The sequence below is a fragment of the Telluria sp. AIW5 genome (assembly GCF_056680575.1).
Map to the genome: position 1 here is coordinate 795,633 of NZ_CM155289.1, position 15,221 is coordinate 810,853.

Genomic DNA, 15,221 nt, shown 5'->3' on the forward strand with positions numbered 1-15,221 from the left:
GCTTATCGCCCTTCGAAACGCACCAGCTCGATCTCGAACAACTTCGGCCAGAGCTTGCCGGTCACGTAGAGCTTGCGGTGCTTGCCGTCATACGCAATGCCGTTGAGTACGGCGTCTACCGAGCTGGTGCCGCGTTTTTCGCGCGGCAGCAAATTGGTCAAATCGATCCAGCCGATCACTTTGCCGCTGGCCGGATCGATGCGGGCGATGATGTCCGTCCCCCAGACATTCGCATACAGTTCGCCGTCGACGATTTCCAGTTCGTTCAGCGAATCGATCGGTTTCCCGTCGGCCGTCACCTGCACCCGCCGCACTTCTTTCATCGTGCCCGGGTCGAGCACGCGGATGCTGGCGCTGCCGTCGCTCATGTAGACATTCTTCGCGTCGCTCGCCAGGCCCCAGCCTTCGCCCTCGTACGGGAACTTTGCCTTCATGGCAAAGGTTTTGGCATCGAACACATAGCCGGTCTTCGACTGCCAGGTCAGGCCGAGGATGTTGTCGCCCACGGCCGTGGAACCTTCGCCGAACACTTCCTTCGGCAAGTCGGACTTCTGCAGCACCTTGCCGCTTTTCAGGTCGACGCGGCGCAGCGTCGAGCGGCCCGGGATGCCGGTGGTCTCGAACAGGTGGCCGTCGCGGAAGAACAAGCCCTGGGTGAACGCCTGCGGGTCGTGCGGATAGGTGTTCTTGACGATGAAGCCGTAGACGGGAATGGCCGCCATGGCGGCGTTGCAGGCGCCGACCGAGAAAACGAGGGCGGCGAGGGCTGCGAGGGCGGAGGATGTGCGCATGCTGGAGCGAGGCGGTTATTCGGGATGATCACTGTAGCATGCCGCGGCCTACAGGTAGGCCAGCAGCCGCCCACAGCTGATCACGCCGATCCAGAGCAGGATCGACAACGCGGCGCCGGCGCGCGCCAGCGGCGGGGCAGCCTGTTCGCGGTCCCAGCCGGCCGCGCTGCGGTTGGCCAGCAGGTGAAACGCCAGCGCATTCAGGCCCGCAAGGACGATCAGCACCAGTTTCAGGCGGAAGACGGGATTGTTCGCCAGCTCGACCGGATGCGCGCTGAACAGCAGGAGGCCGGCCGGTACGACCAGCGCCAGGCTCGCCAGCGACCAGCGCAGCAGGTGGCGGCCAAGGGCGGCGACCGACAAGGCAGGCGCATAGCCGAGCACGCGCAGGTCGAACAGCACGACACTTCCCACCAGCACCGAAAAGCCGGCAATGTGGACGATCTCGACGATCGGGTACAGCCAGGCGCTTTCGCGCATCGCGTTTGATAAGGGCGTGGCCGCCAGGGCGGCGAACAGGCCGGAAGCTGGCGCCATCAGCGCAGCCCCGTCGTCTTGCCGTCGATCGTGATGGTGTCGGCGCGCAGCTCGTCGGCTTTGGTCCGGTGCGGATAGCCGTGCACGCTGGCGCGCTTGCCGGGCACCAGCTGATTCTTCGCCAGCCCCCGGCTTTCCATGCGCGAGGGCGGCGCCAGCACCACGAGCCAGGTTTTATTGTCCGCCGTTTTCAAGCGCACGAAGCCGTGCGGCTGTTCGTAGCCGGCCTGCTCGATGGTGCCGCTCAGGTCGAGCGGTTTATGCGACTGGTATTCGCTCCAGCCATGGTGGGCGAGGGCGGTGCCGGTGCTGAAAACCAGCCCGGCGGCAAGCAGGATCAGGCGCTTCATGACATGTCTCCCGGTATGCATCGCGGCCGATTCTACGCTGGCTGGCCGGCCCCCCGGTTATGTTACGCTTTAATCACTGTTTTTTTGAGAATGAGATGATGGGAAGCCCGATCCGCCTGCACGTCCTGGTTCCACTGTTTGCCTTTGCCGCGTTTGCCGCGCCCGCCCACGCTGGGGTGGAGTGCACGGCCTATGCGGACGAATTGGCGGCGATGGTGTCGGTGGCGGATGCCGTGCGCAGCCAGGTCGATGTCCTGGCGCCTGCGAGCGATCCGGTGGCGGCGCGGCAGCGCGCCCGGCTCGACGAGGTCGAACGCGCCAACGCCGCCCGCCTGAGCGCCTGGATGACGGCCTGCGGCTGGCCGCGCCGGAGTATCGAGGGTGCCCAGGCCGCGCGCGGCGCCTGGCTGGTGGCCCGGCAGCGGGACGACGACTTGCCCTTCCAGCGCCAGGTGGTGCACCAGCTCGAGCTGGCCGTGCTCGACGGCGAAGCGTCCGCCATGCATCTGGCCGCGGCATCGGACCGGCTCGCGGTGCGCGAAGGGCGCCCGCAGCGCTACGGGACCCAGCTGCGCCAGGTCGACGCCTGCACCTGGGACTATTACCTGCTCGACGACCAGGCACGGGTCGAAGCCCGCCGCAAGCGGCTCGGCCTGCCCTCGCTCGAAGAACACCTGGGCGGCATCAATGCGCTGAGTTCGAGGGAAAGCTGCCCATCGAACACCGCCTCTTCGACACGGTAAAATAGAGGATATATACCGTTTATTTTGTTTTAATCGTATAAACGATAATATTGTTTATGTGATCGTTTTTTGAGCAGTTTTTTCTTTGCTTAATAATTGCCGAGAGACAATAAAATCAGCCCCCAAAACCCTCCAGCACCACCTTGCCGCTGGCCGCACCGCTTTCGATAAAGGCGTGTGCGCGGCGCAGGTTGGCTGCGTTGATCGTGCCCATGTTCTGGGCCAGCGTGGTGCGGATGCGGCCATCGTCGACCAGCTGCGCCACCTCGTTCAGCAGCCGGTGCTGGGCCTGCAGGTCCGGCGTGGTGAACAGCGAGCGGGTGAACATCAGCTCCCAGTGCAGCGAGATGCTCTTGCGTTTCAGCAGGCGCACGTCGATCGGTTCCGGGTCGTCGATCAGGGCCAGCTTGCCCTGCGGTTTGATGGCATTCACCAGCGCGTTGAAATGCTTGTCGGTGTGGGTCAGGCTGATCGCGTAATCGACTTCGCCCAGGCCGGCATCCGTCAAGGCGGTATCGAGCGGCGTGCTGTGGTCGATCACGTGGTGGGCGCCGAAGATGCGTGCCCATTCCCGCGTCTCGGGGCGCGACGCGGTACCGATCACGGTAATGCCCGTCAACTGGCGCGCCAGCTGCACCAGGATCGAGCCGACCCCGCCGGCGGCGCCCACCACCAGCAATTTTTCGCCTTCGTGGCCATTGAACTCCAGCCCGAGGCGGTCGAACAGCAATTCCCAGGCCGTGATCGCCGTCAGCGGCAGCGCCGCGGCTTCGGCAAAGCCGAGCGTGGCCGGCATGCGGCCGACGATGCGCTCGTCGACCAGCTGCAGTTCGCTGTTGCTGCCCGGGCGGTTGATCGCCCCGGCATACCAGACCCGGTCGCCCGGGCGGAACAGCGTCACTTCCGGCCCCACGGCGCGCACGATGCCGCTCGCGTCCCAGCCCAGCACGCGCGCTTCCGCCTGCGCCTCGGGCGGCAGGCCGCGCCGCACCTTGGTGTCGACCGGGTTCACGGAAACGGCGTGCACTTCGACCAGGATGTCGTGGCCGGTGGCGACCGGGTCGGGCAAGTCGATGTCTTGCAGGGCTTGCTCGTTGTCGGCGGGCAGGGATGCGTATGCGGCGATGGCTTTCATGGTGACCTCGTGTCGGATTGTATAAGCGTGAATAAACGTGAATAAGCGTGGATAAGTCCCAGTGTAAACGGCTCGCCTCCAGTTCACCGCACGCCGCCTTCTCCCGCGTGAACTGTGCGCCGGTTACCCGGCGCTTGCTACTAAGATGACCAGTAACGGAATGACAACAGCATTCCACGCCATCTGCCGCCGGCGCCGACCTGCCTGTCCGCCACTACCCAGAAAGGATTCATCATGACCGCTCCCGAGCGCTATCCGCTCACCCTGCGCATCAATGGCGAGCAACACCAGCTGGAACTCGAAGCCTGGGTGACACTGCTCGACCTGCTGCGCGAGCGCCTCGACCTGACGGGTTCGAAGAAGGGCTGCGACCACGGCCAGTGCGGCGCCTGCACCGTCCTCGTCGACGGCAAGCGCATCAATTCCTGCATGACCCTGGCCGTGATGCTAAACGGGCGCGAGATCACCACCATCGAGGGCCTGGCCAAAGGGAATGAACTGCACCCGCTGCAGCAGGCCTTTATCGACAACGACGCCTTCCAGTGCGGCTACTGCACGCCCGGCCAGATCTGCTCGGCGATTGGCCTGATCAACGAGGGGCAAGCGAAGACGGTCGCCGAGGTACGCGAACTGATGAGCGGAAACGTCTGCCGCTGCGGCGCCTATCCGGGCATCCGCAAGGCGGTATGCGCGGTCGCCGGCATCGAGGACGGCGACAATGCCGTGCGCCCGGTCGTTTCCGGGACGGTGCCGGCATGAACCCATTTACCTTTGCCCAGGCCGAGAGCAATGAGGCCGCGCTGGCGCAAGTGTCCGGGAATGCCAGCTTCGCCGGCGAAGCCGTGCGTTTTATTGCCGGCGGCACGAACCTGATCGACCTGATGAAGGAAGGCGTGATGCTCTCCAGCCGCCTGGTCGACATCAACCGCCTGCCCCTGGATAAAATCGAAGAAGAGGGCGACGGCCTGCGTCTCGGCGCCACCGCCCGCAATGCCGATACCGCCTACCACCCGCTGGTGCGCGAACGCTATCCGCTGCTCACAGCCGCGATCCTGGCCGGCGCCTCTCCCCAGCTGCGCAACATGGCCAGCAATGGCGGCAACCTGCTGCAGCGCACGCGTTGCTATTACTTTTACGACGTCGGCACGCCCTGCAACAAGCGCGACCCCGGCAGCGGCTGTTCGGCCATCGGCGGCATCACGAAGCAGCATGCGATCCTCGGCGCCAGCGAACACTGCATCGCGACCCACCCGTCCGACATGTGCGTGGCACTCGCCGCTTTGGAAGCGACGGTGCACGTCGAATCGGCACGGGGAAAACGCGCGATCCCGTTCGCCGAATTCCACCGCCTGCCGGATGACGCGCCGCAGTACGACACGGTGCTCGAAGCGGATGAACTGATCACCCACATTACTCTGCCCGACGCCCGCCGCTATGCGCGCCACTCGGCCTATATCAAGGTGCGCGAGCGCCTGTCGTATGCGTTCGCGCTGGTGTCGGTGGCGGCCGCCCTGGACATCGGCTCGGACGGCATCATCAGGAGCAGCCGCATCGCGCTCGGCTCGGTCGCCCACAAACCGTGGCGCAAACCGGAGGCGGAGGGGCTGCTGGAAGGGCAGCAAGCCGACCCGGCGCTGTTCGGCCGCGTGGCCGACCTGCTGCTGGAAGGCGCCGTCGGCCAGGGCCACAACGATTTCAAGATCGGGCTGGCGCGCAAGGCCATCGTGCGCGCGCTGCAGACCGCGGTGCAGGGCACCGTCACCAATACCGGAGAGCCGCATGACTGACCTGATCCAGGCCTTATCCACCCCTGTCGCCGAGCCGGGTACCGGGCAAGTTGTCACCGGCACCGCCGTCTCGCGCGTCGACGGCCGCGCCAAGGTCACGGGCGCGGCCCGCTATGCAGCCGAACACACGGCGCCCGGCCTGCTGTATGGCGTGGTCGTCAGCGGCACCATCGCAAAAGGGCGCATCCTCGACATCGATACCTTCGACGCGCTGCAGGTCGAGGGCGTGGTCGACGTGATGAGCCACATGAACCGCCCCAAGCTGCGTTCCTTCGATATCGCCTACAAGGACATGACGGCGCCGGCCGGCTCGCCCTTCCGCCCGTTCTACGATGAACAAATCCTGTACAGCGGCCAGCCGGTGGCGCTGGTGCTGGCCGAGACCTTCGAGGCGGCGCGCCGCGCGGCGGCCCTGGTGCGTGTGCGCTACGAGGAAGAGGAACACGAAACCCGCCTCTCCGCCAATCTCGACCGCGCCTACAAACCGCGCCCCCTGAAGGCCGGGTACGAGCCGCCGCCGCCGGAAAAGGGCGATGCCGAGAAGGCGTATCGGGCGGCGCCCGTGAAAATCGAGGCCGCGTTCCATCACGGCGTCGAGCACCACAACCCATTGGAGCTGTTCGCCTCGACCGTCATCCTTGATGCGAACGGCCACCTGACGATCTACGACAAGACGCAGAGTTCGCAGAACAGCCGCTGGTATGTCTCGCACGTGTTCGGCCTCTCGAAGGACAAGGTCACGGTGCGCAACCCGTACGTGGGCGGCGCCTTCGGTTCCGGCCTGCGTCCGCAATACCAGCTGAACCTGGCCGTGATGGCCTCGCTGCACTTGAAGCGATCGGTGCGGGTGCAGCTGACGCGCCAGCAGATGTTCAGCTTCGGCCATCGCCCGGAGACGCTGCAGTGGGTGAAACTGGCGGCCGACCGCGATGGCACATTGACGTCGATCCAGCACGAAGCGATCGCCGAAACCTCGCAGATCGAGGACTACGTCGAAGTCGTGGTGAACTGGCCGGGGTTGCTCTACGCCTGCGACAACATCAAGCTCGGTTACAAGCTGGTGAGCCTGGACCAGTACACGCCGATCGACATGCGCGCACCCGGCGCCGCGCACGGCATGCATGCGCTCGAAGTGGCGATGGACGAGCTGTCGTATGCATTGAAAATGGACCCGCTGGCGCTGCGCCTGAAGAACTACGCGGACCGGTCTCCGATCGACGACAAGCCGTATTCGAGCAAGGAGCTGCGCGCCTGTTACGAGCAGGGCGCCGAGAAATTCGGCTGGTCGCAGCGGCCGCTGGCGCCGCGCTCGCGCAAGGAAGGCTCGGAATGGGTGGGCTGGGGCATGGCGACCGGCGCCTGGGACGCACTGCAAATGTTCGCCCGCGCCAGCGCCGTCATGCATGCGGACGGGAGGCTCGTGGTCTCGAGCGCGGCCACCGACATCGGTACCGGCACCTATACCGTGATGGCGATGATCGCCGCCGAAGCCATGGGCCTGCCGCTCGAGCGCGTGACGTTTCAACTGGGCGACTCGACCCTGCCGGTGGCGCCGGTCGAGGGCGGGTCCTCGCACGTCGCGACCGTCGGTTCGGCGGTGGCGGGCGCCTGCGACAAGTTGCGCCTGGCGCTCTTGCGCCATGCCCAGTCGGAATCCGGTTCGCCTTTCCGCGACAAACGTTTGAAGGATGTCGAATTCGCGGGCGGCGTGATGCGCCTTGTAAAAGATCCGGATACCTTTATTTCGCTCGGCGCCATCGTGCGCAAAACGGGCCGCGAGCGGATCGAAGAAAAGTATCTGATGCTGCCCCAGATGCTCAAGCAGCGCAAATTCCGGCGCATGGTGCATTCGAGCGTGTTCGTCGAAGTGCGCGTGGATGAGGAACTCGGCATCGTGCGCGTCACGCGCGTGGTCAGCGCGGTGGCGGCCGGACGCATCATGAACACGAAGACGGCCGGCAGCCAGATCATCGGCGGCGTGGTCTGGGGCATCAGCCAGGCGCTGCACGAGGAAAGCCATACCGACCACCGCTTCGGGCGCTTCATGAACCACAACCTGTCCGAATACCACGTGGCCGTGAACGCCGACATCCACGACATCGACGTCATCTTTGTCGAGGAGGACGACCGCATCGTCAGCCGGCTGGGCGCCAAGGGTGTGGGCGAGATTGGTCTCGTCAGCGTGGCGGCGGCGGTGAGCAATGCGATCTATCACGCCACCGGCAAGCGGATTCGCAGCACGCCGATCACGCCCGACAAGGTGCTGGCGGGCGGGCCATAATGCCGGCATCGATCATTCGGAGAGGGCACATGGCACAACTGAACGGAAAAGCGGCAATCGTCACCGGCGCCTCGCGCGGCATCGGCCGCGCGATCGCGCTGCGCCTGGCAGAGGACGGTTTTGCAGTGGCGGTGAATTACGCCAGCCGCGCGGCGGACGCGGAGGCGGTGGTGAAGGAAATCGAAGCAGGCGGCGGACGCGCCATCGCGCTGCAAGGCGATGTCGCGCAGGCGGATGACTGCATGCGCCTGTTCGCCGAAACCGAAAAAGCGTTCGGCGGCGTCGACGTCGTCGTCAACAACGCCGGCGTGATCCAGCCCGGCGCCACGCTGCTGGCCGATACCGATGACGCGCTGTACGAGCGTATCTTTTCGATCAACACGCGCGGTACTTTCCACATGCTGCGCCTGGCCGCCACGCGCATGCGCGAGAAAGGGCGCATCGTGAATTTTTCGACCAGCGCCATCGGTCTCGCGCTGCCGGGTTACGCCGTGTATGGCGCGGCCAAGGCGGCGATCGAGACGATGACGAATATCTTTGCCAAGGAAATGCGCGGCAAGGGGATTTCGGTGACGGCGGTGGCGCCGGGGCCGACCGCGACCGATTTGTTCCTCGACGGGAAACCGCCCGAGCTGGTCGAGCGACTTGCAAAAGCGGCGCCGCTCGAGCGCCTCGGCACGCCGGAAGATATCGCGAACACGGTCGCCTTTTTGGTCGGGCCGCAGGGGGAATGGGTGAATGGACAGACCTTGCGGGTAAATGGCGGGATCGTGTAAATCAGCGCATCTGGATGTCGTAGTGAACGTCGTTGCGATCCCGCTGCTGGGGTCCGTGGACCAGGTAGGTATCCCAGCCGAGGCGCCCGAGAGTGCTGCCCTCTTGCATCGTAACCGGGCGCACGTCGGCGGCGCGCAGCACCAGTTCGACTTCGTATTCGAGGCACAGTCCCGTCAACATCGCCAGCAGGCTGGCCAGGGCGTGCGCCGCCAGCCCGCCCGGAAGGAAGGCGGTAAAACCCGCGTGGTCGAGCGGCCCCACCACCAGGCGCAGGCGCAAATCGCGCTGCCACACCCGTTCTCCGGCGATCGCGCGGGTGCCGAGCGTGGCGCTTTCGCACCCTAAGGTGCTTTGCTGCGCCGGCGGCACGGCGTACCAGGAACCGACGAATTGCTGCATCTCGATCGGCTGTCCGAAATACTCGGTCAATACGCGCGCCACCTGCACCGCGGAGATGGGCCGCTGGCGCATCGAGGCCGCGAAATAGCCGAGCGATTCGTCGAGCACGGCGCCGTTGTCGGGGCGGGCCAGGCGCTGGCGCAGCGCGGCGTTGCCGAGGCCGGCCAGGCTCAGGAGCAGCGGCAAAAAACTGTCCCGGCCGCTGCGCTCGTATTTCAGGTGCAGCCGGTATTTGCGCCAGGCCTCATAAAACAGCGCCAGCGAACGGTTCGAGAAGGTGTCCAGAAAGGCGCGCGCGCCCTCGTCCTTGTCGTTGAACTGTTGCTCGGCCACGCGTTCCGTGTAATGCGGGGGCAGCATGCCTTGCCCGCCCAATAGCCCCATGAAGGCCGGGGTGATGCGGATCCATTTTAAGGTCGACGCCTGCAAGGCCGTGCCGAGCGCCGCGGCGGTCGGCTCGATCGTGCGCGGGTCGGCGTGGATGGCCTCCAGTTGGCTGGCCGGAAAACCGAGCGAGGTCGAATTCTGGAAGCGCAGGAAGTTCGCGACGACACTTTGCTGGGGCGCGCCGTTTTTCCGCAACCAGAGTTCCAGCATGCGCACCGCCTGGAAATACTCGAAGCGGTAGGGTTCGCGGAACAGGCGCTCGATTACAGCAGGCTCAAATCGCCGCTTTTTGGTGTGCATATAAAAATCTCTTCCCCGGTTTTCGCCGACACCACGACCAGTTGGGTAAAACTGTTGGCGTGCACATACAGCGCCAGGAAGCGCTCGACGATGTGGGCAAAGGCGTGGATGCCGCTGCCGATAAACGCCTCTTCGTCGATGGCGAGGCGCACCTGCACCCCGCGCACGAGGCAATTGAACGGGTTGCCGGCGAGCCAGGCGGTGGTCGCCTGTTGTTCGATGGCCTGAATACCGCCGATCTGGCGCTGCGACGAGGGGGAGCGCGGTAAATCGTAGAGCGCCAGCATTTCGCGAAAGGCTTCCACGCCGCCGGCGCTGATCGACAGGTGGTTCAGGGACAAGTGGGAAATCAGGCGCCAGTGCGCGCTGCGCCCGCTCGGAAAGCGGCAGGAGTGCGTTGGTTTGCGCAGGAATTGGATGGAGCGCATGCTCGAGCCGCCTTCGAGAAACAGATCGCCGCCGGCCTGGCCGTAGCTCAGCAGCGACGGCAAATCCCGGTTCGAGCAGGTCAGCTCCAGATTCAGGGTGTCGGTTTCGACCGCGGCCGGATCGAAATCGATATCGACGATCGCAATTTGCGTCTCGAAACCGGGGCTGCGTTCGGCCAGCGTCTCGTCGCGCCGCATCGCCCAGTAATGGCCGTTCTGCTCGGCCGTCTGGGCGTGCTGCAACGAATAGAAGGGCCGGAATTGCACCACCGTTTCTCCCTGCGGGGTCTGGCGCACCAGGTTCACGGAATCGATCGATTGCACCTCGAAGGCAAAGGCGCGGCGCGCATCCGCCAGCACCGGATAACTGGCGGTAGTGTGGGTCAGGCGTATCGGCTCGCCCCGCTGGCGGAACAGGTTCACGACTGGTGTACAGCCGAGCAGGACATTATTGGTCGACAGGGTACCCAGCATGCGTGCCGTGTTCGAGTCGCTGCGGATGCCGGACAAAGCCAGGTGCAGGGTGACCGATTGGGCGCCGGGGACCGCGGCGCCGAGCGCCTCCAGGTCGATATCGAAGAAATTGAATTTCTCGGGAAAGCAGAAATATTCGGTCAGCAGGCGGTAGGCGCCATGCGAGCGGGCCGGGAAATCGATCAGCGCTTCGTCGTCGTCGAAACCCGCGGGCTGGACGGGAATGGCGGACAAGGGCACCCAGCGCCCGCTGTTGCCGGCTTCGGCCCAGGCGCCTACCGTGCGCATGAAGAGGGCGTCGCGCAGGGCGGCGCAAAACGAGGGTTCGCCGTCGATGAAGACGCGCAGCCGCGGTAAATCGAGCTGGCCAATGCCGGTTTGCGCGCCGCTGCCGGCGATCGTGAGGCTGATGCCGGCCGTGGCGCCGGCCGGGGCGCGCACCGCATCGGGCGCGCGCAGGATGTCGGAAAAGCCGGCCCGCGTCAGTGCCAGCGGGGCCACCGCCACTTCGTAGACGGTACGAAAGATGCAGGGCGCGCCGCGCACCGGACGCGTGGTGAGCTGGGTGCCGCGCGGGATCGTCCCGGCCGTGCTCTGCTGCTTCGCCGCCCCCTCGAAATCCAGGTGCGCGATCGAGCACGAGGGGAAGGGACGCAGGTAATGCGGGTACAGCACGTCGAACAGCGCTTCCGTAAATTCCGGATAGTCGTCATCGAGGCGCTTGGCGATGCGGGCGTTTAACAGGGCGAACGATTCGATCATGCGCTCGGTGTGCGGGTCTTCGCACACTTCTCCGCTGATCAGGAGGCGGCCGGCGATTTTCGGGTAGCGTTCGGCGAATTCGCGCAGGTTGCGCCGCAGGTAGCCCAGCTCGCTTTCGTAATACGGCAGTAATTGTTCCAATTTTTAAGCTCCCGCCGGCGCGGCGCGGCCGGCCTTGCTGATGCTGTAGCTGAGGGTCGAGGGCTGCAGGACGGCATCGAAATTGACGGGCTCCTCCGATGCGCTGCCGACGAGCACCCCGGTGATCGAAAAGTCCAGGCGGTTCACGGCGCCGGCGCGCATGTCGAGTGAGGCCTTGACGTCGCGCAGGCGTGGTTCGTGGCAGGTGATCGTCGTTTCGATGCAGGCACAAATCAGGGCGCGGTCCGAGGGACTCGACAGCGACAGCTCGGCGAAATCCTTCATGCCATAGCTGACGATCGAGCGGCCGCACTCCGGGTAGTCGTCCAGGAACGCTTCCGGCAGCACGGCGCGGGTATTCAACAAGGCTTCCAGGTCGCGCGCCACGGCATCCTTCATGTCCTCGACCGACATGCGCGTGGCTGTGCCATTGCCGCCACGCAGCGGCACTCCGAGCAGGCGGTCGAACAAGCCTGGCGTAAAACGATTCATGGATTCTCCTGTCGAGTTGGCCGATGAGTGGGCCGATGAGTGGACCGCTCAGCTCGGTAGTGTCACCGCGCAAACTCCCCTCAACCTTGAAGAAAGATAAGGAAGCGCCATCGCCCGTCATGGCGTTGTGCAAACCCGACGTTTGAGGAAGCGCAAATACCCACCGCCGAGGGGAGTGCTACTGTTTCCGTTGGAAAAAGTTGCGCGCAACGAAAAATCACATAGGGATGACAGCGGACATGACCAGCAAAGTACTCTGGGGCGAGGGTTTATTGCTGCGCCCCCAGCATTTCCAGCGCCAGGACCAGTATCACGAGCATTGCCTGCAAAAAGGCATCAAGGCGGTGCACCCTTACGCCTGGGGCGTGGAACGGCTGCAGGTCGACCGCGAAGCGCTGGCGAACAATGTCCTGCGCATCCTCGACCTGGCGCTGCGCTTCCAGGACGGAGAACTGGTCGACGCGCCGACCCTTGACGCGCTGCCGGACACGGTCGACCTGAGCCTGCTGCAGCAAGCCCAGCAAAGCGTGACCTATTACGCCGCGCTGCCCGGCCTGAAACCATTTACCGGCAATTACGCGATGCCCGGCCAGGCCGCCAACACGGCGCGCTTCGTCCAGATCAACCAGGAAACGGCGGACTTGTACACGCAGGCCGGACCGGTGCAGCTGGCCTACCTGCAAAAATCGGTGCGCCTCGTCTCGGAATACGAGCCGCGCGATGCCTACGTCCACTTCCCGCTGCTGCGGCTGCGTCGCGCGGCCGTCGGCGGCTTCGAGATCGACCCCGCTTTTGTGGCCCCCAGCCTGTCGATCAGCGCGGCGGCGCCCCTGTTCCAGCAATTGCGGCGCCTGCTCGACGCGCTGCAGGCCAAGGTCAGCGCCCTGTATGGCCACCACCGCGAGCCGAGCCGCAACGTGATCGAATTCCGTTCGGGCGACATGTCCTCGTTCTGGCTGCTGCACACGGCCAGTTCCGCCTACGCCACCCTGAGCCACCATTTTCACCATCCGAGCCTGCATCCGGAGCGGCTGTACGAACAATTGCTCGACGTCGCCGGCGGCCTGATGACGTTTTCAAAAAGCTGGACCCTGGCCGATTTGCCGCCCTATCAGCACGGCGACCCGGGCCCGGCCTTCACCACACTGCACACGATCATCCGCGAGCTGCTCGACACGGTGATTTCCTCCAAATACTTCGCGATCGCGCTCAGCGAGGTGCGGCCGTCGTACCACATCGGCGCCCTCGACTCCGGCAAGATCGACGACAAGACAACGTTTTATATTGCCGTCTCCGCCGACATCCCGGCCGTGCAACTGGTCGATGTCGTGCCGCTGCGCTTTAAAGTCGGCGCGCCGGACGATGTCGAAAAATTCGTGTTGTCGGCGCTGCCCGGCGTGCGCCTGCAATACACGCCGCAACCGCCGGCCGCCCTGGCCGTGCGGCCCGACACCTGCTACTTCATGCTCGAATCGAAAGGGCAGATGTACGAACGCATGCTCAAGGCGCAATCGATCTCGATCTATGTGCCAGCGGGGATGAAGGAGTTGAAGCTGGAGCTGCTCGCTGTGGCGGCCTGATTTCACCACTGACATTCCTGTCCCTTTGGACTTTGCACCACTAACACTTCCCGTAGGGTGGGCACTTGTGGAGTCACTTCACTTGTGCCCACGCGGATTCAACCAACCACGAACAGCACAGGCAACAGCCCCATGTACAGGGACTTGTCTTTGCAAGGAGCCACCATGTCCGGCCCCCTCATCGTCCTCGGCGACAAAACCTCGCACGGCGGCGCCGTCATCGAAGCCTCTCCCCACAGCGACAGCGGTGGCGTCCCGATCGCGCGCATGGGCGATAAAACGGTCTGCCCGAAACACGGACCGAACCCGATCGTCAGCGGTGATTCGAGCCTCATCATCGACGGCAAACCCGCCGCCCGCCACGGCGACAAAACCGCCTGCGGCGCCTCCCTGATCGCCGGCCAGCAAGCCACCATCGACAACCTTTAAGCGACACCCCATGACTTCGACCACCGTCTCGCCGCCACGCCCGCTGCCCGGCTGGCTGAAAACCACCTTGCTGTCCGCCGCCGTCTTTGGCCTCTGCTGGGGCGGCGCGATTGCCTACTGGCGCACGGCCGGGAATGCGCCCGTAATGGGCGAGATGGCGCTGGCGCTGGTGGTTGCGCCGCTCGGCGTGCTGCTCGCTGTCTTGTTCGGCAAGAAATTCGTTCCGGCACGGCCGGCGCCGGCGACGGCTACCGGCATGGCGGCGTCGAAGCCGGTCACCGCTACGCCATCGGCGCCGCCACTGGCCGTCCTGGCGGCCGCCTTGCGCAGCGCGCACGGCGCCTCGCCCGAAGAACTCGCAGCCGCGCTCGCCGGCAACAAGGCACGCCCCGACCTCGACCCGGAACTGGTCGACGACGCTGGTTTTCCCGTCGCGAGTGCACGCAGCGAGGAGGCCGCCGACGAAGCCTTGCAGGAAGAAGTGCGCGAGTGGCTGGTCCTGAATGGCATGGCCGAGCTGCATTTCAGCGCGGCGCAATGGCGCGCGCTGACCCTCGGTACGGCCGTCGTGCGCGACCTTGCCGGCGAGGCCGTCACGCAACTGTTGCCGCTGGCAGGCGCGGCGCCGCCCCTGCGCTTGCTGCCAATGCTTCCTTCCAGCTGGACGGTCGAGCAGCGCCATGCGGCCGGCCTGTGGTTCCGGCACACGGTGGCGCAATTCGGCTGGCCGGTGGACAGCCTGACCCGGCTTGATGTTCCCCCGGAGACCGCTCTCGCCGCGATCCTCGGGCAATGTGCGGTGGAGGGCGGGGTGAGCGACGCCCCTATCGCCACCATCCTCGTCGCCTGCGCTTCCCATGTTGACCAGGAAACCGTCGACGGCTGGGCGGCGAACGGTTCGCTCCACACCCCGGACCGGGCCGAGGGACGCATCCCGGGCGAAGGGGCGGCCGGCCTGTTGCTGACCAGCCTCGATGGCGCGAAACGAATCGATGGCGCCATGTTCGCGCAGCTGTATCCGGTGTTCGAAACGCGCAGGGAAGTCTCGGCGGACAGCGCCAAACGGCCGGAAACAAAACGCATGGGGGACCTGGCGCAACGTACCGTCCAGGCCGCCAGTCTGGCGTTGTCGGAGGTGGCTGTCATTGCGGCGGACACCGAGCACCGCATCGGCCGCGGACTGGAACTGATGGGCCTGGCCTCGTCGGCACTGCCCGAACTCGATGCGACGACCGAGGTCCTGCGCATCGGCGTCGCCACCGGAAGCTGCGGCCCCGTGCCTTTTATGTGTGCACTCGCCCTGGCACGCAATGCTGCGCTGGTCAACAATGCGCCGGCCCTGTTCGTCAGCAACGACGATCCGTTTACGTTGAGCATGGCCCTGGTGAGCCCACCACCTGCGCCTGCCCAGTAAGCAAAGTTGAAATG

General features: G+C 65.2%; 15 protein-coding genes. 8 read left to right on the forward strand and 7 right to left on the reverse strand.

All coding sequences use genetic code 11. The features are described 5' to 3' along the window. Positions 1 to 2: 2 nt before the first annotated feature. From AC1MEM_RS03480 to AC1MEM_RS03490, 3 genes are read right to left on the reverse strand one after another with little or no spacing between them, the layout of a single operon-like run. Positions 3 to 791: a glutaminyl-peptide cyclotransferase gene (locus tag AC1MEM_RS03480; RefSeq protein WP_499475344.1), complete on the reverse strand. Its 789-nt coding sequence runs from the start codon at positions 789 to 791 to the stop codon at positions 3 to 5. 48 nt (positions 792 to 839) lie between these two features. Continuing rightward, complete coding sequence (locus AC1MEM_RS03485) at positions 840 to 1,328, reverse strand: DUF6644 family protein (protein WP_499475345.1); 489 nt, start codon at positions 1,326 to 1,328, stop codon at positions 840 to 842. After that, on the reverse strand, positions 1,328 to 1,678 hold the full coding sequence (locus AC1MEM_RS03490; protein ID WP_499475346.1) for a DUF6152 family protein: 351 nt from the start codon (positions 1,676 to 1,678) through the stop codon (positions 1,328 to 1,330). Before AC1MEM_RS03490 ends, AC1MEM_RS03485 begins: the two co-directional genes overlap by 1 nt. Before the next feature lie 95 nt (positions 1,679 to 1,773). Between AC1MEM_RS03490 and AC1MEM_RS03495 the strand changes: the two genes are divergently transcribed. After that, the gene (locus AC1MEM_RS03495; RefSeq protein ID WP_499475347.1) at positions 1,774 to 2,421 is read left to right on the forward strand and encodes a DUF6624 domain-containing protein; all 648 of its coding nucleotides are present in this window, start codon (positions 1,774 to 1,776) and stop codon (positions 2,419 to 2,421) included. A gap of 115 nt (positions 2,422 to 2,536) precedes the next feature. Here AC1MEM_RS03495 and AC1MEM_RS03500 read toward each other — a convergent pair whose 3' ends face one another. Then, on the reverse strand, positions 2,537 to 3,556 hold the full coding sequence (locus AC1MEM_RS03500) for a zinc-binding alcohol dehydrogenase family protein (RefSeq protein ID WP_499475348.1): 1,020 nt from the start codon (positions 3,554 to 3,556) through the stop codon (positions 2,537 to 2,539). Between the two features lie 234 nt (positions 3,557 to 3,790). Here AC1MEM_RS03500 and AC1MEM_RS03505 point away from each other — a divergent pair, with 234 nt between their 5' ends. The 4 genes from AC1MEM_RS03505 to AC1MEM_RS03520 are packed head-to-tail and all read left to right on the forward strand — an operon-like array spanning position 3,791 to position 8,400. Then, positions 3,791 to 4,315: a (2Fe-2S)-binding protein gene (locus AC1MEM_RS03505; RefSeq protein WP_499475349.1), complete on the forward strand. Its 525-nt coding sequence runs from the start codon at positions 3,791 to 3,793 to the stop codon at positions 4,313 to 4,315. Further along, complete coding sequence (locus tag AC1MEM_RS03510; protein ID WP_499475350.1) at positions 4,312 to 5,343, forward strand: FAD binding domain-containing protein; 1,032 nt, start codon at positions 4,312 to 4,314, stop codon at positions 5,341 to 5,343. Before AC1MEM_RS03505 ends, AC1MEM_RS03510 begins: the two co-directional genes overlap by 4 nt. Beyond that, on the forward strand, positions 5,336 to 7,624 hold the full coding sequence (locus AC1MEM_RS03515; protein ID WP_499475351.1) for a xanthine dehydrogenase family protein molybdopterin-binding subunit: 2,289 nt from the start codon (positions 5,336 to 5,338) through the stop codon (positions 7,622 to 7,624). Before AC1MEM_RS03510 ends, AC1MEM_RS03515 begins: the two co-directional genes overlap by 8 nt. Before the next feature lie 29 nt (positions 7,625 to 7,653). Continuing rightward, on the forward strand, positions 7,654 to 8,400 hold the full coding sequence (locus AC1MEM_RS03520; RefSeq protein WP_499475352.1) for an SDR family oxidoreductase: 747 nt from the start codon (positions 7,654 to 7,656) through the stop codon (positions 8,398 to 8,400). A gap of 1 nt (position 8,401) precedes the next feature. On the opposite strand, the gene tssG is transcribed toward AC1MEM_RS03520, so the two are convergent. The 3 genes from tssG to tssE are packed head-to-tail and all read right to left on the reverse strand — an operon-like array spanning position 8,402 to position 11,784. Further along, positions 8,402 to 9,487, reverse strand: a complete 1,086-nt coding sequence (tssG, locus tag AC1MEM_RS03525; RefSeq protein ID WP_499475353.1) for a type VI secretion system baseplate subunit TssG — start codon at positions 9,485 to 9,487, stop codon at positions 8,402 to 8,404. Further along, on the reverse strand, positions 9,451 to 11,292 hold the full coding sequence (gene tssF, locus AC1MEM_RS03530) for a type VI secretion system baseplate subunit TssF (protein ID WP_499475354.1): 1,842 nt from the start codon (positions 11,290 to 11,292) through the stop codon (positions 9,451 to 9,453). The genes tssG and tssF overlap by 37 nt, the downstream gene beginning before the upstream one ends. A 3-nt stretch (positions 11,293 to 11,295) precedes the next feature. Further along, positions 11,296 to 11,784 (reverse strand): type VI secretion system baseplate subunit TssE, encoded by a 489-nt coding sequence (tssE, locus tag AC1MEM_RS03535; protein WP_499475355.1) that lies wholly within the window; start codon positions 11,782 to 11,784, stop codon positions 11,296 to 11,298. A gap of 239 nt (positions 11,785 to 12,023) precedes the next feature. On the opposite strand from tssE, the gene tssK reads away from it, so the two are divergent. The 3 genes from tssK (at position 12,024) to AC1MEM_RS03550 (ending at position 15,207) form a co-directional block, all read left to right on the forward strand. Beyond that, the gene (gene tssK / locus AC1MEM_RS03540) at positions 12,024 to 13,364 is read left to right on the forward strand and encodes a type VI secretion system baseplate subunit TssK (protein ID WP_499475356.1); all 1,341 of its coding nucleotides are present in this window, start codon (positions 12,024 to 12,026) and stop codon (positions 13,362 to 13,364) included. 165 nt (positions 13,365 to 13,529) lie between these two features. Then, positions 13,530 to 13,793, forward strand: coding sequence for a PAAR domain-containing protein (locus tag AC1MEM_RS03545; RefSeq protein WP_499475357.1), 264 nt, complete (start codon positions 13,530 to 13,532; stop codon positions 13,791 to 13,793). A gap of 10 nt (positions 13,794 to 13,803) precedes the next feature. Beyond that, the gene (locus tag AC1MEM_RS03550; protein ID WP_499475358.1) at positions 13,804 to 15,207 is read left to right on the forward strand and encodes a hypothetical protein; all 1,404 of its coding nucleotides are present in this window, start codon (positions 13,804 to 13,806) and stop codon (positions 15,205 to 15,207) included. Positions 15,208 to 15,221 lie beyond the last annotated feature (14 nt).